This is a genomic window from Gemmobacter sp. LW-1, from assembly GCF_001303875.1.
In the GTDB taxonomy this organism is placed as follows: Bacteria; Pseudomonadota; Alphaproteobacteria; order Rhodobacterales; family Rhodobacteraceae; genus Gemmobacter; species Gemmobacter caeni.
The window spans coordinates 1-22,595 of the sequence record NZ_LJSC01000016.1 but is presented as its reverse complement, the minus strand read 5'-3'; the positions used below and the strand labels follow the sequence as shown (position 1 = coordinate 22,595).

The following is a 22,595-nucleotide window of genomic DNA, read 5'->3' as shown; positions in this document are numbered from 1 at the left end:
TCTTTTGCAAAAAGATTTGCAAATTCCTTCACAAGGAATTTGCAATTCCCGCTCAGGCGTCTTTCGGCACCACGCGCAGGCGCAGTTCGCGCAGCTGTTCGTTGGTGGGTTCCGAAGGCGCGTTCATCAGCAGATCCTCGGCACGCTGGTTCATCGGAAACATGATGACCTCGCGGATGTTCATTTCATCCGCCAGCAGCATCACCGCCCGGTCGATCCCCATCGCGCAGCCACCATGCGGCGGCGCGCCATATTTGAACGCCTTGACCATACCGCCAAACCGCTTGTCCACTTCGCTGTTCGGATAGCCCGCCAGTTCAAAGGCGCGATACATGATTTCCGGCTTGTGGTTGCGGATACCGCCCGAGATCAGTTCATAGCCGTTGCAGGCTAGGTCATACTGATAGGCATGCACCTTCAGCGGATCGCCCGACAGCGCCTCCATCCCGCCTTGCGGCATGGAGAAGGGGTTGTGGCTGAAGTCGATCTTGCCGTCGTCGGTCTTCTCGTACATCGGGAAGTCAACGATCCAGGCAAAGCGGAACGTGTCAGTTTCGGCAAGGTTCAGCTCGCGCCCGATTTCATTGCGGGCACGGCCGGCGAAGCCTTCAAACTGTTCCGGCTTGCCGCCAAGGAAGAAGGCCGCATCGCCGAGGCCGAGGCCAAGCTGCTGACGGATCGCCTCGGTCCGCTCCGGCCCGATGTTCTTGGCCAGGGGGCCAGCGGCTTCCATCGCGCCATTTTCACCCTCGCGCCAGAAGATATAGCCCATCCCCGGCAGGCCCTCTTTCTGCGCATAGGCATTCATGCGGTCGCAGAATTTGCGGCTGCCGCCGGTCGGGGCCGGAATGGCGCGGATTTCGGTGCCCTCATTCTCCAGCAGCTTGGCGAAAACCGCAAAGCCCGAGCCTTTGAAATGGTCGGACACCACCTGCATCCGGATCGGGTTGCGCAGGTCAGGCTTGTCGCTGCCATACCACAGCATGCTGTCGCGGTAGGCGATGCGCGGCCAGTCGGAGGGCACTTTGCAATCGGGGCGGAATTCCTCGAACAGGCCCTGAATGACCGGCTGCACGGCGGCGAACACGTCTTCCTGCTCGACGAAAGACATTTCGATATCAAGCTGATAGAAGTCGGTCGGGCTGCGATCGGCGCGCGGGTCTTCGTCGCGGAAGCAGGGCGCGATCTGGAAGTAACGATCAAAGCCTGCCACCATAATCAGCTGCTTGAACTGCTGCGGTGCCTGCGGCAGGGCATAGAACTTGCCGGGATGCAGGCGCGACGGCACCAGGAAGTCGCGGGCGCCTTCGGGGCTGGAGGCGGTGATGATCGGGGTCTGGAATTCGTTGAACCCCTGATCCCACATCCGGTTGCGGATCGAGCGCACCACGTTCGAGCGCAGCATCATGTTGCCATGCAGCTTTTCGCGGCGCAGGTCGAGGAATCGGTAGGTGAGACGGGTTTCCTCGGGGTAGTCGGTTTCGCCGAAGACCGGCAGCGGCAGATCGCCCTCCACCGCGCCCAGCACGCGGACGGATTTGATGTAGACCTCGATCTCGCCGGTGGCGAGCTTCGGGTTCACAAGGCTCGCGTCGCGCGCCTTCACCACGCCGTCGAGCGAAATCACCCATTCGGCGCGCAGCTTCTCGATCTCCGCAAAGGCCGGGCTGTCGCTGTCGGCCAGCACCTGCGTCACGCCGTAATGGTCGCGCAGGTCGATGAACAGCACGCCGCCGTGATCCCGCACCCGATGCACCCATCCGGCCAGACGGACATTCTGCCCGACATGATCCTTGTTGAGTTGCGCACAAGTATGGCTGCGATAGGCGTGCATCACGCTCCCCTTTTCCGAGGCTTCATCCGATGCGCCGATACACACCGCGCCAAGGGGCAAGTCAACCCCGCGCGATACGGACGACGCCGGGGCAGAAGGGTTTTGCGAAAGCATTTGCAAGGTGCCTTGCAGATGCCCTGCATGTTTCACCCCAGCCAGACCGCCGGGATCAGCCCGCGCAGCGCGTTCCCGGCCCAGAGCCGGACCTGCGGCAGGTCTTCTGCGCGCAACACCTCTTCCGGGCAGCCGAGTTCGGCACGCAGCACGCCGGGCAGGCAGCCGCTGGCCAGCGGCGGTGTCCGCATCCCCTGCCCCCGGTCAAAGAACAGCGTGCTGATCGTGCCCTCACAGACCTCGCCACGTTCGTTGAGGAAGATCACTTCCTCCACGCCCTCGGGCAGCGCGGCGCGGCTGGCATCATACAGCGCGCGGCGGGTGGTCTTGTGGCGCAGCCAGGGGTCCGCGCTGTCGAGCCGGAGCGGCGAAAGCGCCAGCCGCCAGTGCGACGCGGCGGGCGGCAGCGGTGCCGCCGTCACCTCGATATCGCCCGCCTGGCCCAGCGTCAGCCGGACACGGGCCGCGCCCTCGGGGGCGGGCAGCGCCTCCTGCACCGCCGTGAGGTCGCAACTGTAGCGCAGCACTGCGGCAGAGCCTGCCAGCCGCACCAGATGCAGCGGCAGGCGCGGATAGGACGCCCCGTCCCACAGCATCGTTTCAATGAGGCGCGGCGTCATCGGACCAGCGCCGCGGCATAGCGCGCCTTCCAGTGAGCCTCGTCCCATTCGCCCTGCGTGGTGGAATCGTAGACCACGCCACCGCCGACGTTCAGCACCACGCGATTGTCCGGCCAGACCGACAGCGTGCGGATCGCCACGTTGAAAACCGAGGCACCATCCGGCGCCATCCAGCCGATTGCCCCGCAATAGACCCCGCGCGGGAAGGGCTCGACCTCGCGGATGATCTCCATCGCGCGGATCTTCGGCGCCCCGGTGATCGAGCCGCAGGGGAACAGAGCGGGCATCAGCCGGGCCATTGCGGGTGGTTCGACCAGTTGCCCGACGACGCGCGACGACATCTGATGAACGGTGGCGAAAGCCTCCACCGCGAAAAGTTCGGGCACCTTGACCGAGCCGACCTCGGCAAGGCGCGAGATGTCATTGCGCAGCAGATCGACGATCATCAGATTTTCGGCCCGGCCCTTTTCGGAACGGTACAGTTCTTCCGCCAGCGCGGCATCTTCCTCCGGGTCGGCGCCACGCGGCGCGGTGCCTTTCATCGGGCGGCTTTCGATGCGCCCAGCAGCGGTGGTGGAAAAGAACAGCTCGGGGCTGCGTGACACGATGACCGGGCCGCTGCCAAGATCCAGATAGGCGCCATACCCCACCGCCTGCCGCGCCCGCAGCGCCGCGTAGAGCCCAAGGGGCGTGCCGGTCAGGCGGCTTTCCATCGGGAAGGTCTGATTGATCTGATAGCAATCGCCCGCGCCGATATAGGCCGCCACCTTTTCGGCGGCCAAGCCGTAATCCGCGCGGCTGATCATTGGCACCAGCGGCGCGAGCGTGGCGCCACCTGCCGACCGTGCGGTTTCCAGCAGCGGCCCGCCCGGCGCGGGGGCATAAAAAACACCGAAGGCCAGCAGCGGGTGATCCCGGTTCTCCGGCATCAGGGGCGCCAGCTTCGGCTCCAGCGCATAGCCCGCCTCGTAGGACAGATAGCCCGCGATCCAGCCGCCCGCCGCCCGCGCCGCATCCAGCCGCGCCAGGGCGGGTGCCAGCGCGTCCGCCTCCCACACGACAATGGTCTCGCGCGGGGCGTCAAACAGGGCCGGGCGGCCCTGCGGCCCGTGTTCCAACAGGATCATGCCTCGCCCTCCGTTCGACCGCTTTCCCGCGATGTAGCAGCCATGCCGCGCGCCGACCAGCCCGATGCCGACATGCCGTTCCTTCCCTGCGCCAGATAGACCCTTGCGCCCCGAACTGACGCGACTATAACCCCGCCAATTTGCGCGATGCTCAGAATCCCTCCCCCGCCCCCTTGGGTGCGGCGGAGCACACACGGGGGCCCCCATGCCGAAAAGAACCGATATCTCATCGATCATGATCATCGGTGCGGGGCCCATCGTCATCGGGCAGGCCTGCGAGTTCGACTATTCCGGCGCACAGGCCTGCAAGGCGCTGCGCGAGGAAGGGTATCGCGTCATCCTCGTGAACTCCAACCCCGCAACGATCATGACCGATCCGGGGCTGGCGGATGCGACCTATATCGAGCCGATCACCCCTGAAGTGGTGGCCAAGATCATCGAAAAGGAACGCCCGGACGCGATCCTGCCGACCATGGGCGGGCAGACCGGCCTGAACACCACGCTGGCGCTGGATGATCTGGGCGTGCTGGAAAAGTTCAACGTCAAGCTGATCGGCGCCAATCGCCAAGCCATCGAAATGGCCGAAGACCGCAAGCTGTTCCGCGAGGCGATGGACCGGCTGGGGCTGGAGAACCCGAAGGCAACCATCATCGCCGCCCCCAAAGTCGGGACCAAGTTCGACATCTCGGCCGGTGTGGCCGAGGCGATGAAGGCGCTGGATTATGTGGGCCTTCCGGCCATCATCCGCCCTGCCTTCACGCTGGGCGGCACTGGTGGCGGCGTCGCCTACAATCGCGACGACTACGAGGCCATCGTGAAATCGGGTCTGGAAGCCAGCCCCGTCGCGCAGGTTCTGGTCGATGAATCGCTTCTCGGCTGGAAAGAATACGAGATGGAGGTGGTGCGCGACCGCAAGGACAACGCCATCATCGTCTGCTCCATCGAGAATATTGATCCGATGGGCGTGCATACCGGCGATTCCATCACCGTGGCCCCGGCGCTGACGCTGACCGACAAGGAATATCAGATCATGCGCAACGGCTCCATCGCCGTGCTGCGCGAGATCGGGGTGGAAACCGGCGGGTCCAACGTGCAGTGGGCGATCAACCCGAAGGACGGCCGCATGGTCGTCATCGAGATGAACCCGCGGGTGTCGCGGTCTTCGGCGCTGGCGTCCAAGGCCACCGGCTTCCCCATCGCCAAGATCGCGGCGAAGCTGGCGGTCGGCTATACGCTGGACGAGCTGGACAACGACATCACCAAGGTCACGCCCGCCTCGTTCGAGCCGTCGATCGACTATGTCGTCACCAAGATCCCGCGCTTTGCCTTTGAAAAATTCCCGGGGTCCGAGCCGCATCTGACCACCGCGATGAAATCGGTGGGCGAGGTCATGGCCATCGGCCGTACCATCCACGAAAGCCTGCAAAAAGCGCTGGCGAGCCTTGAGACCGGCCTCAGCGGCTTTGACGAAATCGCCATTCCCGGCGCGCCCGACAAGGCCTCGATCTTCAAGGCGCTGGGTCAGCAAACCCCCGACCGGCTGCGCGTGATCGCTCAGGCCATGCGCCACGGCCTCAGCGATGACGAGATCCAGCAGGCGACCAGTTTCGACCCGTGGTTCCTCGCCCGTATCCGCGAGATCATCGGGACCGAAGCACAGATCCGCGCCGTGGGTCTGCCGGTCACCGAAGAGGGCCTGCGCGGGCTGAAGATGATGGGCTTTACCGATGCCCGTCTGGCCAAGCTCACCGGCCGCGATGAAGGTCAGGTCCGCCGCGCGCGCCGCAATCTGGGCGTGAAGGCGGTGTTCAAGCGTATCGACACCTGCGCCGCCGAATTCGAGGCGCAGACCCCCTACATGTATTCCACCTATGAGGCCCCCGCGATGGGCGATGTGGAATGCGAAAGCCGCCCGTCGAATGCAAAGAAGGTGGTCATCCTTGGCGGTGGCCCGAACCGGATCGGCCAGGGGATCGAGTTCGATTACTGCTGCTGCCACGCCTGTTTCGCGCTGACCGCGCAGGGCTATGAAACCATCATGGTCAACTGCAACCCGGAAACGGTTTCGACCGACTATGACACCTCGGACCGGCTGTATTTCGAGCCGCTGACGCTCGAACATGTGCTTGAAATCCTGCGGGTAGAGCAGGAAAACGGCACGTTGCATGGCGTGATCGTGCAGTTCGGCGGGCAGACGCCGCTGAAACTGGCCAATGCGCTGCATGAGGAAGGCATCCCGATCCTCGGCACCACCCCCGACGCGATTGATCTGGCCGAAGACCGGGAGCGGTTCCAGAAGCTGCTGAACGATCTGGGCCTGAAACAGCCGGTGAACGGCACCGCCCGTTCGCGCGACGAGGCGTTCGCTGTGGCCGCAGATGTGGGTTACCCGCTGGTCATCCGCCCCTCCTTCGTGCTGGGTGGCCGCGCGATGGAGATCATCCGCGACGACGCACAGCTGGAACGCTACATCCGCGACGCGGTGCAGGTCTCAGGCAACAACCCGGTGCTGCTGGACAGCTATCTGGCCGGCGCCATCGAGGTGGATGTCGATGCGCTGTGCGATGGCGAGAATGTCCATGTCGCGGGCATCATGGAACATATCGAGGAAGCGGGCGTCCATTCGGGCGACTCGGCTTGCTGCCTGCCGCCGCACAGCCTGTCCGACGACACGGTGGCCGAGCTGAAGCGCCAGACGGTGCTGATGGCCCGTGCGCTGCATGTCGTCGGCCTGATGAACGTGCAATTCGCCATCAAGGACGGCGTGATCTATGTGCTGGAAGTGAACCCGCGCGCCAGCCGCACCGTGCCCTTCGTCGCCAAGGCGACCGACAGTGCCATCGCCTCTATCGCCGCGCGGCTGATGGCAGGCGAGCCGCTGTCGAACTTCCCCGAACGCGCCCCTTATGACGCGGGCGTCGGCCCTGATTCGGTGCTGCCGCTGGCCGATCCGAACACGCTGGCCAACCCGATCACGCCATGGTTCAGCGTCAAGGAAGCCGTGCTGCCCTTCGCCCGCTTCCCCGGCGTCGACCCGCTTCTGGGGCCGGAAATGCGCTCCACCGGCGAGGTCATGGGCTGGGACCGCACCTTTGCGCTGGCCTTTCTCAAGGCCCAGATGGGTGCGGGGATGAACCTGCCGGAAAGCGGCCGGGTTTTCCTCAGCGTCAAGGATGCCGACAAGTCCGAAGCGCTGGCCGGAGCCGCGCGCGACCTGATCGCCATGGGGTTCGAGATCGTGGCGACGCGCGGCACCGCAAGCTGGCTGTCGGCGCAGGGCGTGGCGGCGACTTTGGTCAACAAGGTCTACGAAGGCCGTCCGAACATCGTGGACAGCCTGAAGAACAATGAAATCACCGTGGTGATGAACACGACCGAAGGCGCGCAGGCCATCGCCGACAGCCGTGACATCCGCCGCGTCGCGCTGATGGACAAGATCCCCTATTTCACCACCGCCGCCGCCTCCATCGCCGCCGTCGCCGCGATGAAGGCCCGCGCGGAAGGTTACGGGGTCCGCACGCTTCAGGGCTGATCCCCTGCCCCATGACGGAAACGGCGCCCCGAGGGGCGCCGTTTTTCATTTGGCCTGCATGTCGCGGACATATTCGCCCAGTTGTACCAGCCGCAGCGGCGTGGGCGTGGCAATACCGTCGCCGCTGTCGAACAGCACCATCTTCTCGCCTTCCAGCAGGGGTGCGAATTGCGGCATGACCACACCATCGGGTGTGCGGGCATAGCCCCAGATCTTGCTCATCACCCGCGCCATCGGGAACTTGCCGCGGTTCTTCGCGGAAATACGGGTCAAATCAGCCGGGCGCTTGTCCAGCGTATCGGCCATCGGCCCGTCGCCCTTGCCGGCATCGCCATGGCAAGCCGCGCAATAGGTGGCAAAATCCTCGGCCCCGGTCGGCACTTTCTTCGCCAGCGGCAGACAGGCCGCCAGAGCCAGCGGCAAGAGGGCACCCCCGAGGGCAAGGCGCAGCGGCGTAAGATGGAACATGGCAGTCTCCGAGGTATTTTCCCTCACGAAACCATGCCCGGCCACAGGGCGCAAGCGCCAGATCATGCGCTCAGGCGACGCGCCCCTGTTCCAGCCGGACAACGCGGTCCATCCGCGCGGCGAGTTCCATGTTATGCGTGGCAATCAGCGCCGACAGGCCCGTCGCCCGCACCACCGCCATCAGCGCGCCAAACACCTGATCCGAGGTGCCGGGGTCCAGGTTTCCGGTCGGCTCGTCCGCCAGCAACAGCTTCGGCGCATTGGCCAGCGCGCGACAGAAGGCGACGCGCTGCTGCTCGCCGCCCGAAAGCTCGGCCGGGCGGTGGCCCGCGCGATGATCGACGCCGACGCTGGCCAGCAGATCCATCGCGCGCGCCTGCGCGGCGCGCGCTGCAACACCATTGGCAAGCTGCGGCAGCACCACATTTTCCAGCGCGGTAAATTCCGGCAGCAGGTGGTGGAACTGATAGATGAACCCCACATCCGCCCGCCGCGCCGCCGTGCGGGCGCGATCCGGCAGACCCGTCATCTCGCGCCCGGCGAGATCTACGCGGCCCTCGTCCGGCGTATCCAGAAGCCCCGCGATATGCAGCAGCGTCGATTTCCCCGCCCCCGAGGGCGCCACCAGCGCCACGACCTCGCCCCGCCCCACGCTGAGGCTCGCCCCGTTCAGCACCGTCACGGCCGAGGGTTTGCCCCGGTTGTAGGTCTTGGAAATGGCCTCCAGCCGCAGCACCTCATTCATAGCGCAGCGCCTCCACCGGGTTCATCCGAGCCGCCCGCCGCGCCGGAAAGATCGTGACGATGAACGACAACCCGAGGCTCAGCGCCACGGCCGAAGCCACATCGCCCGCCTGCAACCGCGCCGGCAGGTAATAGATGCCGCGCACCGCCGGGTCCCAGACCCCGCCGCCCGAAACATAGTTCACAAAGGAAAAGATCGGGTCGATGTAGATGGCAAACAGACAGCCCAAAACCACCCCGGCCAGCGTCCCCACCAGCCCGGTCGAGGCGCCGCAGATGAAGAACACCCGCAGGATCGCGCCTTCTGTCAGCCCCATGGTGCGCAGAATGCCGATGTCGCGGCCCTTGTTCTTCACCAGCATGATCAGCCCCGAGATGATGTTCATCGCCGCGATCAGCACAAGGATCGACAGGATGATGAACATCACATTGTCCTCGATATCCAAGGCCCGCAGGAAGGATCCCGCACTGTCCCGCCAGGTCCAGAGCAGCGTGCGCTCGCCCCCCGCCTGCAACAGCGGCAGTTCGTATTTCTCGATATGATCGGGGTCAGCCACCATGACCTCGATCTCATCCGCCCGCCCCTCGCGGTTGAAATATTCCTGCGCCTCGGTGAAGGGCAGGTAAACACGGGTCCGGTCGATATCATAGCGCCCGGCGGTGAAGATATAGACCACCTCATAGGCATTGACCCGCGGCGAAGTGCCGAAGGCGGTCTTCACCCCGTCGGGCGAGATCAGCCGCAGCCGGTCACCGATCCCCACACCCAACTCGCGCGCAAGGCCCGATCCGATGGCAATCCCCTGATCGAAGCGCGAAATGTCGCCCTCATGTTCGGCCCCGTCACCGACACGCGGAATGCTGCGCAGGTCGTCCAGCCGGATGCCAAAGACCTCGGCCCCCATGTTCACGCCATTGGCCGTGGCCATGACCTGCCCCTTGACCAGCGGCGCCGCCCGCACCACTCCCGGCACGGCCGCCAGCCGCTCGGCCCGCGCGTCATAATCGCTGAACCCGCGCAGGGACCGGCCGTTGTCATCGACCTCAGCACTGGCATAGACTGTCACATGCGCATTGGCGCCAAGGATCGTATCAACGAATTCCGCCCGGAACCCGGCCCGCACCGCCAGTGTGGCGATCAATGCGAAGACCGCCAGCGCAATGCCGATCAGGCTGATCCAGGTCATCACGCTCACGCCGCCCTCGCTGCGTCTTGCACGCAGATAGCGCCAAGCGATCATCCATTCGAACGGGGCAAAAGGCGGGGTGCGAGTGCTCATGATGCCGGGTTGTTCCGCCCTTTGCCACAAAGGTCAAGCGCCGCCTGCATCACTTCACCGTTGTCCTCTGCTTCTTGCGCAAATACTCGCGGGGGTCCGGGGGCGGCAGCCCCCGGGGGGACCATCCCGCTCAGCCCAACCGCATCAGCTTGAAGACCGAAAGCTGGTTGCGCAGGACCCCGGCATGAACGCAGGCCCAGCCGTCATCCGAATAGTTGCGCATGTCGCGCTGGAAGGCATAGACCGCCTCAATGTAGTCCTTGCGCTTCGCATCATGCGGCGCCACCGCATTCGGCACCACCAGCACCGAACGCCGCGCGATCCGGGTGAACTCGCCCACCACCTTTATCCAGTCACGCGGATGGCAATAATGCTCGATCGCGTCGAAACAGATCACGCTGTCGAGGCTCTTGTCCGCGAAGGGATAGGGTCCGCTGCCCGCATCGAACAGCCGCACATCAAGACCAAGGCTTTCGGTGATCGGCCGATAGGGCCAGTCGCGCACCACGCCCGAGCCGTCATGCAGGCCATGGTCGTCCCGCGCGGAGGTCAGATCACTGCCGTTGAAATCCCGATACCGGCTGTCCAGCGCCGCCCCGCCGACGAAATTGGCAAAATCATTGCCGATGACCCGGTGCCCCTTCCGGCGCAGGATTTCCAGCGTCGCACCATGGGCGGTGGACATTTCCAGCACCTCACGCGGCGCGCAGCCCTCGGCCATCAGTTCGGGCATATGTTGCAGCAGCAGCGCCCAGCAACGCCGTATATTCTTGAAATGGATTACATATTTCCGCTGAACACAGCGGCTGACATGCTCCAGCCCCTCGGGCGTCAGGTCATAGGGCACCGCAAGATCGGCAGGGGGCAGATCACCGAAGGCGGCGATGATCTCGTCATTCGACGGATGCCGACGGGCCTCGCGGGTCAGGAACTGTTCAAAGAACGTGTCACGCAAGGCGGCCATCTTGCGCCGATACCCGTCGTGGCCCTTCCGGTGGTCCGCCGGCCGCGCCCGCTCGTTCTCGATCAATTCGGCATGGTTCAGTTTCAGCATCGCCCCTACCCGCACTGCTTCCCCGCCCCGGGGAGATTACCGTTTGTGTTCTGCCCGCTGTCTTGCCTGCAAACAAGCTGGAACGGTTGCTCCAAGGGGCGGAAAGTGCCCTGTGACCTGACAGCGCCCCCAAGACCCGCCCCCGCGCACGGGACCGGGCAAGAAAAAACCGGCAGGAGGCCCTGCCGGTTCGTTGTCCTGCCATCTGCCGGTCGGTCAGATCCCGGCGTAGATCTGCGCGATACGGTCCACAGCGGCTTCGGCGCTCATTTCCTCGCTTTCGCCGGTGCGGCGCGAGGTCAGTTCGACCACGCCACTTGCCAGACCGCGCGGGCCGACGGTGATGCGCCACGGCAGGCCGATCAGATCCATCGTGGCGAATTTGGCCCCCGCGCGTTCGTCGCGGTCATCGTACAGCGGGTCGAGGCCCCTGGACTTGAGCGCCTTGTAAAGCCCTTCGCAGGCTGCATCGGTGGCGCTGTCACCCTGTTTCAGGTTCACGATACCGCAGTGGAACGGGGTCACGCCTTCCGGCCAGATGATGCCCTTGTCATCGTGGCTGGCCTCGATGATCGCACCCAGCAGGCGCGAGACACCGATCCCATGGCTGCCCATCTCGACCGGCACGCGGTTGCCGTCGGCGGTGACGACGGTGGCGCCCATCGGTTCGGAATATTTGGTGCCGAAGTAGAAGATCTGCCCGACCTCGATACCGCGCCCGACCTTGCGATGCGCCTCGGGAACAGCGTTGAACGCTGCCTCGTCATGGGTTTCATCCGTGCGCGCGTAAAGCGAGGTGAATTCCTCGCAGATACCCAGAACCTCGGCCCGGTTATCAAAATCGACCTCGCGGTCGCCCAGCTTCAGCGCGGTCACGCGGTCGTCGTAGAACACTTCCGACTCGCCGGTGGAGGCCAGAACGAGGAATTCATGGGTATTGTCGCCGCCGATCGGGCCGGAGGCGGCGCGCATCGGAATCGCGGTCAGGCCCATGCGTTCATAGGTGCGCAGGTAGCTGACCATGTGGCGGTTGTAGGCGTGCAGCGCGTCCTCTTTGGTGAGGTCGAAGTTGTAGCCGTCCTTCATCAGGAACTCGCGGCCCCGCATCACACCGAAGCGCGGGCGCACCTCGTCACGGAACTTCCACTGGATGTGGTAAAGCGTCAGCGGCAGATCCTTGTAGCTGTTCACATGGCTGCGGAAGATGTCGGTGATCATCTCCTCGTTGGTCGGACCATAGAGCATGTCGCGTTCGTGGCGGTCCTTGATGCGAAGCATCTCGGCACCGTAATCGTCATAGCGGCCGCTTTCGCGCCACAGGTCGGCCGGTTGCAGCGTCGGCATCAGCAGCGGGATGTGCCCGGCGCGGATCTGTTCCTCATGCACGATCTGCTCGATGCGTTTCAGCACCTTGAAGCCCATCGGCAGCCAGGAATAAATCCCCGCCGCCTGTTGCTTGATCATGCCGGCACGCAGCATGTAGCGGTGTGAGACGATCTGCGCCTCGGCGGGGTTTTCCTTCAGGACGGGCAGGAAGTAGCGCGACAGACGCATGGGGTGGCCTCTTGGCAAAAGCTTTCGGCGGTTTTCCTAGCGGGTTCGCGGCCTGCGGGCAAGTTCCGCGCCACAGAAGCCCCGGGGTCAGGCCCCTTGCCCGCAGGATGTGGGCGTGCGACCAAGGCATATTGCAACCCTGAATTGCCAAGGCCCGTTTCAGATGACCTATTTTGATACAGCCCTGCTGGCCCTGTTGCTGCTGACCCTGCTGGGGCTCGGCGCCGCACTCTGGCCAGGCCGCCGCGCCGCGCCCCGACCGGACCCCAGGGCCCGCGCCGCGTTGCGCCAGAAGGCCGAGACGCTGGCCCTGCGTGGCCGCATCCTTGCCATCACGCCCGAGACCAGCCTGCCCGACCTGACCCTGACCCCGCTGGGCGAGGTCTGGCTCAGCCGTCCGAAGGGGGTTTCCGCCGAAGGGGCGCTGGCCGTGAAGGCGGCGGCGCGCTTTCCGCTGGCGCGCGCGCTGACCGGGTTGCGGCAGCGCCCGAAAGGCGGGCGCGTCGAATGGTCTGCTACCGCCTGTGCCGCCAGCCCGCGCCATGGGACCGAACAGCCCCGCACGCCACGCCCGCAGGCAACAGTGCTGGTCGACGGCTCCAACGTTGTGATGTGGGAAAAGAACTCGGGCCTGACGGACAAGGCGCAGCTTGCCACGCTGCAATCCGTGATCGACCTGCTGCTGGCGGAAGGGCGCGCGGTCAAGGTCATCTTCGATGCCAATATCGCCTATACGCTGTTCGGGCGCGGCATGTCGGTGGAAGAGCTGACCCGCCGCATCGCCCGCCCCGCCGCCGACATCGAGATGACCGCCAAGGGCCAGATCGCCGACGCATGGCTGATCGACAGCGCCTTCACCACCGGCGCCACCATCGTCAGCAACGATCTTTACCGCGACCATCCCCGCGCGCGGTTTCTGTCCATGCGGCGCGGGTTTTCGCACGGCGGCGTGGCAGAGCTGTTGCCGCCGCGCTGATCCTCAGCCGCGCTTGCGCACGAATTCGGTGCGCAGCACCAGACCCTTGATCGTGTCGTGGCGGCAGTCAATTTCCTCGGGGTTGTCAGTCAGCCGGATCGAGCGGATGACGGTGCCCTGTTTCAGCGTAGTGCCGGCGCCCTTGACCTTGAGGTCTTTCACCAGAACCACCTGATCGCCGTCGGCCAGCACATTGCCCGCCGCATCCTTCACCACGACCGCCGCTTCGGCCCGCACCTCGGAGGCCGGACGCCATTCACCGCTGGCTTCATCATAGACATATTCGTCGTCGTCACTCATTCCGCTCTCCTGCGCCGGACATGGGGCAGCCCTCGCATGAAATTGCCTGTCGTTACAAGGCCAAGGCAGGCTTTGCGCGGCCGCCCCTTGAAACCGGCGCCCCGATGCGCAATCTGGAGGAAAGGTAGTCTGGCGGGGTCCGATGTCGCTTCCGGTGCGCGAACAGGTGAAATACTGGGGCCTTGCCGCATTGCTGTTCGTAGCAGTGCTGTGGTTTCTGGGGGCGGTGATCCTGCCCTTCCTCGTGGGCGGGGCCATCGCCTATTTCATGGACCCTCTGGCCGACCGGCTGGAACGCGCGGGCCTCAGCCGGGCCGCCGCGACGGGTGTTATCTCCATAGCGGCCCTGCTGCTGACGGTGCTGCTATTCCTTGCCGTGCTGCCCGTGCTGTTCAACCAGCTGACCGCGCTGGTGAACGAGGCACCGGTGATGTTCCGGCGGCTGCAAGCTTTCATGCTGGAACGCTTTCCCGATCTTCAGGACCAGACCTCGACCATGCGTCAGACGCTGGAGAATATCGGCAAGCTGATCCAGTCGAAGGGGGGCGAGCTGGCGCAGTCGCTGATCGGTTCGGCCATGGGGGTCATCAACGCGGTGGTCTTCATCGTCGTCGTGCCGGTGGTCGCCTTTTACATGCTGCTGGACTGGGACCGCATGGTGGCCCGCGTCGATGAGATCCTGCCGCGCGATCATGCCCCGACCGTGCGCCATCTCGCACGCGAGATCGACCGGGTTCTGGCCGCCTTCGTGCGCGGGCAAATCTCGGTCTGCCTGATTCTCGGCACCTTCTACGCCGTGGCGCTGATGCTGGCGGGGCTGAATTACGGGATCGTCGTCGGTGCGATTGCCGGGGCCGTAACCTTCATCCCTTACGTCGGCGCCATCATCGGCGGCGCACTGGCCATGGGTCTGGCCCTGTTCCAGTTCTGGGGCGACTGGCTGCAGATCGGCATCGTCGCCGGGATCTTCGCGCTGGGGCAGTTTCTGGAAGGCAATGTCATCACGCCGAAACTGGTGGGCAATTCGGTCGGGCTGCATCCGGTGTGGCTTCTGTTCGCGCTGTCGGCCTTCGGCTCGGTCTTCGGCTTCGTCGGGATGCTGGTGGCGGTGCCGGTGGCGGCGGCACTGGGGGTTCTGGCGCGCTTTGCCATAGACCAGTACAAGCAGAGCCGCCTTTACCTCGGCCTTGGCCCCACAGCACGACGCGACGACAATACCCCGTGACCGCCCAGCTTGCCTTCGACCTGCCCGCGCGTGCCTCGCTGCGCCGCGAGGATTTCTTTGCCTCGCCCGCCAATGCCATGGCGCTGGCGACGCTGGAAGCCGGGGGCTGGCCGCTGGACAAGCTTTTGCTGATCGGCCCTCCCGGATCGGGCAAGACCCATCTGGCGCATATCTGGGCGGCACGGGCAGGCGCGACACTGCTGGAGGCGGCCGCGCTGGGACAGACCGATGTGGACGCCCGCGCCACCGGCCCCGTGGTGCTGGAGGATGCCGCAACAGTGGCAGGCGATGCGCGCGCCGAAACCGCGCTCTTTCACCTGCACAACCGGCTGGCCGAACGCCGCCTGCCCTTCCTGATGACCGCCGCAACCCCACCGCGCGACTGGGGCATCCGCCTGCCCGACCTGCTGAGCCGGATGCAGGGCACCGCCCTGACCCGGATCGAGCCGCCCGATGATGCGCTGCTGTCTGCAGTGCTGGTCAAGCAGTTCAGCGACCGCCAGATCGCCGTGCCGCCCGCACTGATCCCCTGGCTCGTCGCGCGCATGGGGCGCAGTCTGGCCGAAGCGCGCAACCTTGTGGCCGATCTGGACGCACTGGCACTGGCGCGCGGCGTGCCGATCAGCCGCGCCCTTGCAGCCGAGGTGCTGGACAGCGCCTGAACCTGCACCGATATTGGGCGTAACCCCATGCCCGCCAAGACATAAAGCAAGCAGATGACACAGGCAGATTTTCTCAAGTCCCCTTTTGAAACCCCGGTCGAGCTTTGCGAGGCCGAAACCACTGGCCCGCGCCGTTTTTTCAATCGCGAACTCAGCTGGCTCGCCTTCAACTGGCGCGTGCTGGAGGAAGCGGCAAATCCGCTGGTGCCGCTGCTGGAACGGCTGCGCTTCCTGTCGATCTCGGCCACCAACCTTGATGAATTCTATACCGTCCGCGTGGCCGGTCTGCGCGCCATGGTGCGCAACGGCACCCCCACCCTGTCGGAAGACGGGCGCACCCCGACTGAACAGTTGCGGCTGATCAATGACGATGCGCGGCGTCTGATGAAGATGCAGCAGATCACCTACAAGAAACTGAAGCGCGAGATGGAAGCGGCGGGGATCGAGATTCTGACCCGCTCCAAACTGACGGCGCGCGATCACAAGCTGCTGGAGGATCATTTCCTCCACAAGGTATTTCCGGTGTTGTCGCCCTTGGCTATCGACCCGGCGCACCCCTTCCCCTTCATTCCGAACACCGGCTTCTGCCTTGCACTGCAACTGGAACGCGCGACCGACCGGCGGGCCTTGCAGGCGCTGCTGCCGATCCCGCAACAGGTGGCGCGTTTCGTTTCCCTGCCGGGGCGCGAGGGCGAAAGCCGATTCCTGCCGCTGGAGGAACTGTTGCTGCTGCATCTCGACATGCTGTTCCCCGGCTATGTCGACCGCGGCCATTGCGCCTTCCGCGTGCTGCGCGACAGTGATCTGGAGGTGGAGGACGAGGCCGAGGATCTGGTACGCAGCTTCGAGACCGCGCTGAAACGCCGTCGCCGGGGCGAGGTTATCCGCATGAAGATCAGTGCCGGAGCCCCCCCGGAACTGAAATCGCTGATCATGGATGAACTCCACGTCATCCCCGACGAGGTGGTGGAGGTGCGCGGCCTGCTGGGCGTGGCCGATCTGAAGGAACTGGTGCTGTCCTCGCGCCCCGATCTGCTGTGGCCCTCTTTCACGCCGCGCGTGCCGGAACGGGTGCAGGATCACGAGGGCGACATGTTTGCCGCGATCCGGCAGAAGGACATGCTGCTGCATCACCCTTACGAAACCTTCGACATGGTGATCCGTTTTCTGGAACAGGCGGCGCGGGATCCCAATGTTCTGGCGATCAAGCAGACGCTTTACCGCACAAGTTGGGACAGCCCGATCGTATCGGCCCTGTGCGAGGCGGCGGAGGCCGGGAAATCGGTCACCGCGCTGGTCGAGCTGAAAGCCCGCTTCGACGAGGCAGCGAACATCCGGCAGTCGCGCCGGCTGGAACGCGCGGGCGCGCATGTGGTTTACGGATTCATGCATCTGAAAACTCATGCGAAAATCAGCACGGTCGTGCGGCGTGAGGGAGAAAATCTGGTGACCTATACGCATTACGGCACCGGCAATTATCACCCGATCACCGCCCGGATCTATACCGACCTGTCGTTCTTCACCTGTGATGCGGCCCTGGGGCGTGATGCAACCAAGGTGTTCAATTACCTGTCGGGCTATGTGCAGCCGCAGGGGCTGGAAAACATCGCCATCGCACCGATGACTCTGAAACCCCGCCTGCTGGAGATGATCCGCGCCGAGGCCGAACATGCCCGCGCAGGCCGTCCGGCCGAAATCTGGATCAAGCTCAACAGCCTGATCGAACCCGAGGTCATCGACGCGCTTTATGCCGCAAGTCAGGCCGGGGTGCGGATCAGCCTCGTCGTGCGCGGCATCTGCGGCCTGCGCCCCGGCGTGAAGGGCCTGTCGGAAAACATCCGCGTCAAATCGGTGGTCGGCCGCTTCCTTGAACACAGCCGGATCGTCTGTTTCGGCAATGGCGGCAGCCTGCCCTCGAAACAGGCGCGGGTGTTCCTGTCCTCGGCCGACTGGATGGGCCGCAATCTCAGCCGCCGGGTCGAGACGCTGGTCGAGACCACGAACCCCACGGTGAAAAATCAGATCATGGGGCAGATCATGGCCGCCAATCTGGCAGATGAGGCGCAAAGCTGGGTGCTGCATGGCGATGGCCATTACAGCCGGCAACTGACGACGGCGGATGATAACCTGTTCAGTTGTCACAAATTCTTCATGGAAAACCCGTCTCTGTCCGGGCGGGGCACCGCCGGGGCCAAGGATGTGCCGCGGCTGGCCCGGCCCCGCGACGAAACGCCCGCCTGAGTGGCGCGGCAAGCCTTGACCTGACCGCCGCCTTGGCGGCAAGGTCTGGCGCAGACCGAGGAAGGGACGCCCATGGCAGCAGACGCCAAAACCGCCGACATGGCCGAAGACGGCCGACTGTTTGACCGCCCGCTGTTCAACGATCCATCGGCGCGGGCGGTCAGTCGGGTCGGGGTGGTCGATGTCGGATCGAACTCGGTCCGGATGGTGGTGTTTGACGGGGCCGCCCGCAGCCCCGCCTATTTCTACAATGAAAAGGTGATGGCGGGCCTGGGCAAGGCGCTGGCCGAAACCGGCAAGCTGAACCCCGAGGGCGCCAAGCGTGCCCTTGCCGCGCTGAAACGCTTTGCCCTTCTCGCCGAAGGCATGAAGATCGCCCCCCTGACCGTGGTGGCCACCGCCGCCATGCGCGAGGCCGAGGACGGTCCCGCCTTCCGCGAGTTGGTGGAGCGCGAGACTGGCCTGCATATCCATGTCATCGACGGGTCGGAAGAGGCGCGGCTGTCGGCGCAGGGCGTGCTTCTGGGCTGGCCCGGCGCCCAGGGGATCGTCTGCGACATCGGCGGCAACTCGATGGAACTGGCGCGGATCGGTGGCGGCACGGTCGGCAAACGCATGACCTCGCCCCTTGGCCCGTTCCGCCTGCAACAGGTCGAGGGCGGGCCGAAGAAGCGGCGCGAGCATATCCAGAAAGTCCTGCGCCGCATGCAGGGCGAGTTGGACAGCAAGAACGAACGCATCTATCTGGTCGGCGGATCATGGCGGGTCATCGCGCGGCTGGACATGGAACGCCGCAACTACCCGCTGACCGTGCTGCACGAATATCGCATGACCCCTGCCTCGGTCATCGACACGCTGGACTGGATCGCGGCGTCCGACCTCAATCTGCTGCGCGCCCATACTGGCACCAGCGCCGAGCGGATGGAACTGCTGCCGCTGGCCTGCGAGGTTCTGCGCGAACTGGTCACGGTGTTCCGGCCCTCGGAGATCGACATTTCCTCTTACGGCATCCGTGAGGGGCTGCTGTATGAACAGATGCCCGCGCGCCTGCGCGCCCGCGACCCGCTGATCGAGGCCGCCCGCGCCGCCGAGGCGACTCAGGCCCGCATCCCCGGCTTCGGCAAGAAGCTTTACAATTTCATCCTGCCGATCTTCCGCGAAGCCAGCGACGAACGGCAGCGCCTGATCAAGGCCGCCTGTCTGCTGCATGACACCACATGGCGCGCGCATCCTGACTACCGGGCGGAAGCCTGTTTCGACAATGCCACCCGCGCCAACCTGGGCGGGCTGGATCATCCGGGCCGGGTGTTTCTGGGGCTCGCGCTGCTCCACCGCTACAAGAACAGCCGTACCGGCAGCCGGATGGAGCCGCTGTTCCGCCTGCTGACCGACGAGGAGATCATCGAGGCCGAGGTTCTGGGCAAGGCGATGCGCTTTGGCGCCATGTTCTCGACCGACCGCCCGGAAGAAGCTGGCAGCCTGCACTGGTCGCCGCGCAAGAAGGTGCTGGAACTGAAGCTGACTGAACGCGGTGTCGGCCTGATGGGCGAGGTGGCGCAGGCGCGCTTCAACGCGCTGGTGGTGGCGCTGAAAGCCAAACCCAAGATCACGCTGGCGTAAACATGCTGACCTTCGATCACATCGCCCTCGCGGCAGAGACGCTGGAAGCGGGCGTGGCCCATGTCGAGGCTGCGCTGGGGGTGCCACTCGCCGGTGGTGGGCAGCATCCGCTGATGGCGACGCATAACCGGCTGCTCGGGCTGGGGGATCTGTATTTCGAGGTTATCGCCATCGACCCCGCTGCACCGGCGCCCGCCTTCCCGCGCTGGTTCGACCTCGACCGTTTCGCAGGCCGCCCGCGCCTGACCAACTGGATCTGCCGCACCGATGATCTGGAGGCCGCACTGGCCGCCTGCCCGCCGGGCACCGGCACGCCCGTCGCACTGGCGCGCGGCGATCTGCGCTGGCGCATGGCCGTGCCGGAAACCGGCATCCTGCCCTTCACCAATGCCTTTCCTGCGCTGATCGAATGGCAGGGCAGCCTGCATCCGGTGCAACGCCTGCCCGACAGCGGCCTTCGCTTGCGCCGGCTTGAAATCGCCAGCCCCGACGCACCGGCCCTGACAGCGACCCTGGCTCGGCTGATCAACGACCCGCGCGTTGTTATCGTGCCAGGCGAACCGGCGATGCGCGCCAGCTTCGACACCCCCTCTGGCCTGCGCGTGCTGGAATGATACGTCCGACCTGCGCTGCCGATCTGGAGCCGATCCGCGCCTTCTGGAACCCGCTGATCCGCGACACGGCCGTCACCTTCTCTTCCGAGGAGAAGACCGAGACCGCGATGCGCGACTATCACGCCGCCCGCATCGCCGCCGGTCACGGCTTCTTTACCGCACTGGCCGAGGGCCGCCCCGTTGGCTTTGCCACCTACGGCCAGTTCCGGGGCGGCAACGGTTACGCCCGCAGCATGGAACATACCGTCATCCTGTCGGATACCGCACGCGGCCACGGTTTTGGTCGCGCCCTGATGCAGGAAGTGGAAGATCACGCCCGCGCCGCCGGTCATCATATCATGGTGGCAGGCGTTTCCAGCGGCAATCCGGCGGGGCGCGATTTCCATGCGGCACTCGGCTACCGCCTTGTCGGCACCGTGTCCGAGGCAGGCTGGAAATTCGGCCGCTACTGGGATCTGTGGCTCATGCAAAAAATCTTGACCTGACAGCTTGGGTTTTCACCGCTATCCTGCCGCCATGTCAATCTGGACCCGGATATACGAGGCAATAGCCGCACTGGCGCAGGGCGAGGGCCTTGGCACCGTCTTCGACCGCCTGCGCCACCCGCCCGAAGCCTGCCCCGAACGTACGGTGGCCTTCACCATCGCGGTGATCGCGCTTGGCGCCAAGATGGCCAAGGCCGATGGCGAGGTGACACGCAACGAGGTCGCGGCCTTCCGGCAGGTCTTTCACGTCCCGCCGGGGGAAGAGCCGCATGCCGCGCGGGTGTTCAACCTCGCCCGGCAGGATGTCGCCGGATATGACATCTACGCCCGCAAGATCGCCGCCATGTTCGAGGGTGATCGCAAGGTGCTGGTGGATCTGATGGAAGGGTTGTTCCACATCTCGGTCGCTGACGGCCACTACCACCCGCGCGAAGATGAATTTCTTGCCGATGTCGCCCGCATCTTCGGTCTGGGCGAGGCCTGTTTCCGCGCCATCCGCGCCCGCTATGTGCCCGAGGCACCGCGCGACCCCTATGACGTACTGGGCCTGCCCGCCAATGCCACGCTGGACGAGGCGCGCAGCGCGTGGAAAACCGCCGTGCGCGACAGCCACCCCGACCGCCTGATGGCCCGTGGTGTTCCGGAAGAGGCGGTAAAGATGGCCGAGCGCCGCCTGATTGCCGTCAACGCCGCATGGGAGGAAATCGCGGCGCGCGAGGCGGCATGAGCCATCCGCGCCGACCCTTCCGCCTGGCGACCTATAATGTCGAATGGTTCAATGCGCTGTTCGATGATACCGGCCGCCCGCTGGAAGACAGTGAACCCGCGCACCGCTATGGCGTGACGCGGGGCGACCAGCTGGCCGCGCTGGGGATCGTGTTCTCCGCACTGGATGCCGACGGCATCATGGTGATCGAGGCGCCCGATACCAACGGCCACCGCAGTTCCACCCGCGCGCTGGAACGCTTTGCCGCGCTCTACGGGCTGCGCGCCCGACGTGCCGTCACCGGCTTCAAATCCGAGACGGAACAGGAAATCAGCTTCCTTTTCGATCCCGACCGCCTGACCGCACGCCACGATCCGCAAGGCAACCCCACCTTCGATGGCACCTTTCGCCGTGATCTGGATGGCGACGGCGTGGCCGAACCGATCCGCCCCTCGAAGCCACCGCTGGAACTTGCCGTCACCGTCGGGCGGCACAGGCTGCGGCTGATCGGCGTGCATGTGAAATCCAAGGCCCCGCATGGCGCCCGCCATCTGGACGAGGCGCGCCGCATCGCCATTGAAAACCGCCGCAAGCAACTGGCCGAATGTATCTGGCTGCGCGAAAGGGTCGACGAACATCTGGATCGCCACGACGATCTGATCGTGCTGGGCGATTTCAACGATGGCCCTGGCCTTGACGAATATGAAAAGCTGTTCGGCACTTCCGGCGTCGAAGTGGTGATGGGCGTCGGCTGCCCGCGCGACCGGCAATTGCGCGACCTGCATGCGCAGATGGCGGTGGAAAGCCGGCTGCACCCCACGACCGCGCGGTTCTACAGCACCGAACACGAACGCTATTTCGAGGCGCTGCTGGATTTCATCATGGTCTCGCCCGGCCTCACCGCACGCCAGCCCCACTGGCGAATCTGGCATCCGCTGAACGATCCGAAATGCTGGGCGGTGCCGGAATTGCGCGACGCGCTGCTGACCGCCTCCGATCATTTTCCGGTCACGCTCGACCTGCCTCTTTGAGCCTTGGCCGCACTGCCCTATATTCAGGGCATGACCCGTTGGCTCGCCCCCCTGTTCCTCGTCCTCGCGCTTGGCCCTGCCCAGGCCCAGGAGACGGAAGAAACCGACCCCGGCCTGATGAAGCGCGGGGCCGAACTGTTTCTGCGTGGCCTGATGAACGAGATCGGACCCGAACTGAACCAGATGCAGGACAGCCTGCGCGACCTGCAACCCGAATTGCAGAAGCTGGTCGAGCTGATGGGCGATTTCCGCAATTACGAAATGCCGGAAAAGCTGCCGAACGGCGACATCCTCATCCGCCGCAAGCCCGACCTGCCCAAGCCCCCGATCTTGCCCGAAGGCCCGGAAATCGAACTCTGAGCCTTTATCCTGGCCCAAAGATCCTCGGGGGGTGAATTGGCCGCAAGG

Annotated in this window: 20 protein-coding genes; 11 read left to right on the top strand and 9 right to left on the bottom strand. The window is 65.0% G+C overall.

The features are described 5' to 3' along the window. Positions 1-52 precede the first annotated feature (52 nt). The 3 genes from aspS to AO684_RS02405 all read right to left on the bottom strand — a co-directional run bounded on the left by aspS (position 53) and on the right by AO684_RS02405 (position 3,695). Positions 53-1,834 (bottom strand): aspartate--tRNA ligase, encoded by a 1,782-nt coding sequence (gene aspS, locus AO684_RS02415; protein WP_054301153.1) that lies wholly within the window; start codon positions 1,832-1,834, stop codon positions 53-55. Between the two features lie 146 nt (positions 1,835-1,980). After that, on the bottom strand, positions 1,981-2,568 hold the full coding sequence (locus AO684_RS02410) for an aminotransferase class IV family protein (protein WP_054301152.1): 588 nt from the start codon (positions 2,566-2,568) through the stop codon (positions 1,981-1,983). Next, positions 2,565-3,695, bottom strand: a complete 1,131-nt coding sequence (locus AO684_RS02405) for an aminodeoxychorismate synthase component I (protein ID WP_054301151.1) — start codon at positions 3,693-3,695, stop codon at positions 2,565-2,567. Before AO684_RS02405 ends, AO684_RS02410 begins: the two co-directional genes overlap by 4 nt. Before the next feature lie 205 nt (positions 3,696-3,900). Between AO684_RS02405 and carB the strand changes: the two genes are divergently transcribed. After that, on the top strand, positions 3,901-7,227 hold the full coding sequence (gene carB / locus AO684_RS02400; RefSeq protein ID WP_054301150.1) for a carbamoyl-phosphate synthase large subunit: 3,327 nt from the start codon (positions 3,901-3,903) through the stop codon (positions 7,225-7,227). A gap of 45 nt (positions 7,228-7,272) precedes the next feature. Here carB and AO684_RS02395 read toward each other — a convergent pair whose 3' ends face one another. From AO684_RS02395 to proS, 5 genes are all read right to left on the bottom strand, one after another. Continuing rightward, positions 7,273-7,695, bottom strand: coding sequence for a cytochrome c (locus AO684_RS02395; protein WP_108127468.1), 423 nt, complete (start codon positions 7,693-7,695; stop codon positions 7,273-7,275). A gap of 70 nt (positions 7,696-7,765) precedes the next feature. Then, positions 7,766-8,440: an ABC transporter ATP-binding protein gene (locus AO684_RS02390; protein ID WP_054301149.1), complete on the bottom strand. Its 675-nt coding sequence runs from the start codon at positions 8,438-8,440 to the stop codon at positions 7,766-7,768. Then, complete coding sequence (locus AO684_RS02385) at positions 8,433-9,719, bottom strand: lipoprotein-releasing ABC transporter permease subunit (protein WP_054301148.1); 1,287 nt, start codon at positions 9,717-9,719, stop codon at positions 8,433-8,435. The genes AO684_RS02390 and AO684_RS02385 overlap by 8 nt, the downstream gene beginning before the upstream one ends. 130 nt (positions 9,720-9,849) lie before the next feature. Further along, complete coding sequence (locus tag AO684_RS02380; RefSeq protein WP_054301147.1) at positions 9,850-10,773, bottom strand: hypothetical protein; 924 nt, start codon at positions 10,771-10,773, stop codon at positions 9,850-9,852. A gap of 216 nt (positions 10,774-10,989) precedes the next feature. Next, on the bottom strand, positions 10,990-12,327 hold the full coding sequence (gene proS, locus AO684_RS02375; RefSeq protein ID WP_054301146.1) for a proline--tRNA ligase: 1,338 nt from the start codon (positions 12,325-12,327) through the stop codon (positions 10,990-10,992). A 163-nt stretch (positions 12,328-12,490) separates the two neighbouring features. Between proS and AO684_RS02370 the strand changes: the two genes are divergently transcribed. After that, on the top strand, positions 12,491-13,303 hold the full coding sequence (locus tag AO684_RS02370) for a hypothetical protein (RefSeq protein ID WP_054301145.1): 813 nt from the start codon (positions 12,491-12,493) through the stop codon (positions 13,301-13,303). A 3-nt stretch (positions 13,304-13,306) separates the two neighbouring features. Here AO684_RS02370 and AO684_RS02365 read toward each other — a convergent pair whose 3' ends face one another. After that, positions 13,307-13,603: an alkylphosphonate utilization protein gene (locus AO684_RS02365; RefSeq protein ID WP_054301144.1), complete on the bottom strand. Its 297-nt coding sequence runs from the start codon at positions 13,601-13,603 to the stop codon at positions 13,307-13,309. A gap of 142 nt (positions 13,604-13,745) precedes the next feature. Here AO684_RS02365 and AO684_RS02360 point away from each other — a divergent pair, with 142 nt between their 5' ends. From AO684_RS02360 to AO684_RS02320, 9 genes are all read left to right on the top strand, one after another. Next, on the top strand, positions 13,746-14,828 hold the full coding sequence (locus tag AO684_RS02360) for an AI-2E family transporter (protein WP_054301143.1): 1,083 nt from the start codon (positions 13,746-13,748) through the stop codon (positions 14,826-14,828). Beyond that, positions 14,825-15,490 carry a DnaA ATPase domain-containing protein gene (locus AO684_RS02355; RefSeq protein ID WP_054301142.1) on the top strand — a complete coding sequence of 222 codons (666 nt, stop codon included), beginning with the start codon at positions 14,825-14,827 and terminating at the stop codon, positions 15,488-15,490. Before AO684_RS02360 ends, AO684_RS02355 begins: the two co-directional genes overlap by 4 nt. Before the next feature lie 54 nt (positions 15,491-15,544). Next, positions 15,545-17,731: an RNA degradosome polyphosphate kinase gene (locus tag AO684_RS02350; RefSeq protein ID WP_054301141.1), complete on the top strand. Its 2,187-nt coding sequence runs from the start codon at positions 15,545-15,547 to the stop codon at positions 17,729-17,731. 72 nt (positions 17,732-17,803) lie between these two features. Beyond that, complete coding sequence (locus tag AO684_RS02345; protein WP_229825265.1) at positions 17,804-19,351, top strand: Ppx/GppA family phosphatase; 1,548 nt, start codon at positions 17,804-17,806, stop codon at positions 19,349-19,351. A gap of 2 nt (positions 19,352-19,353) precedes the next feature. Next, positions 19,354-19,965, top strand: a complete 612-nt coding sequence (locus AO684_RS02340) for a VOC family protein (RefSeq protein ID WP_054301140.1) — start codon at positions 19,354-19,356, stop codon at positions 19,963-19,965. Continuing rightward, entirely contained in the window at positions 19,962-20,450 is a 489-nt protein-coding gene (locus tag AO684_RS02335) for a GNAT family N-acetyltransferase (protein ID WP_054301139.1), read from the top strand. The genes AO684_RS02340 and AO684_RS02335 overlap by 4 nt, the downstream gene beginning before the upstream one ends. A 31-nt stretch (positions 20,451-20,481) precedes the next feature. Continuing rightward, positions 20,482-21,177 (top strand): molecular chaperone DjiA, encoded by a 696-nt coding sequence (locus AO684_RS02330; protein ID WP_054301171.1) that lies wholly within the window; start codon positions 20,482-20,484, stop codon positions 21,175-21,177. Then, entirely contained in the window at positions 21,174-22,187 is a 1,014-nt protein-coding gene (locus tag AO684_RS02325) for an endonuclease/exonuclease/phosphatase family protein (protein WP_054301138.1), read from the top strand. The genes AO684_RS02330 and AO684_RS02325 overlap by 4 nt, the downstream gene beginning before the upstream one ends. A gap of 30 nt (positions 22,188-22,217) precedes the next feature. Beyond that, entirely contained in the window at positions 22,218-22,547 is a 330-nt protein-coding gene (locus AO684_RS02320; protein WP_054301137.1) for a hypothetical protein, read from the top strand. Positions 22,548-22,595 lie beyond the last annotated feature (48 nt).